Source organism: Rhodoplanes roseus, from assembly GCF_003258865.1.
GTDB classification, from domain to species: domain Bacteria; phylum Pseudomonadota; class Alphaproteobacteria; order Rhizobiales; family Xanthobacteraceae; genus Rhodoplanes; species Rhodoplanes roseus.
In genome coordinates, this window is the sequence record NZ_NPEX01000104.1 from 18,704 (window position 1) to 19,376 (window position 673).

General features: G+C 73.6%; 1 protein-coding gene. It reads right to left on the reverse strand.

Annotated features, from left to right (window positions below):
• Positions 1–232: PHP domain-containing protein (locus CH341_RS35910; protein ID WP_245431089.1), on the reverse strand; the 232-nt coding region annotated here is incomplete at its 3' end.
• Between the last annotated feature and the right edge of the window lie 441 nt (positions 233–673).

Consider the following 673-nt stretch of genomic DNA (forward strand, 5'->3'; position numbering starts at 1 on the left):
CCCGCACCGCGCCCTGCTCCTGGTCGCCGAACTCGACGGCGAGCGAGATGCCGACGATCGGCTGGATGCCGTAGCCGGCGATCTTCTCGGAGAACTCCAGCGCGCCGAACAGGTTGTCGGTGTCGGTCAGGGCCATGGCGGGCTGCCGGTCGGCCTTGGCCAGGGTGGCGAGCTTGCCGATCGGCAGCGCCCCCTCGAGCAGCGAATAGGCCGAGTGGACGTGCAGATGCACGAAGCCCGGATTTTTCGCGAGCGGCGGCGTCCCCGGCGCTGCGGCGTCGCCCGGGACGGGCGTGGCCGGCGGGAGGGCGGTCGTCAGATCGGGGGTCGCAGCGGTCACGGGCGGCACTCGCAGGCGCGCGGCCCGGAGCCCCGGACCGATCACATGGCCCGCCGGATTCGCCGGGCCCTCCGCCCCCACGATATCCGCGCGACGGCCGTGCGAGTCCAGCACGCCCCGCCACGCATCCCCAGGTGCGCGTCCCGAGAGCGCCCGTCTCCAGCCGCGCGGGGCCGGGCACGGGCTGCGGGCGGGGGCCACGCTCACGCAGAGTGAGGGATCAACCGGTCAAGCCCCACAGGTGCTCGAATGGCTTCGGATGCACAGCCTCTCGATCGCCGTCGTCCGCGCCGGCGAGGGCTTTGCAGAATCGGTCATTCCGGGGCGCGGACC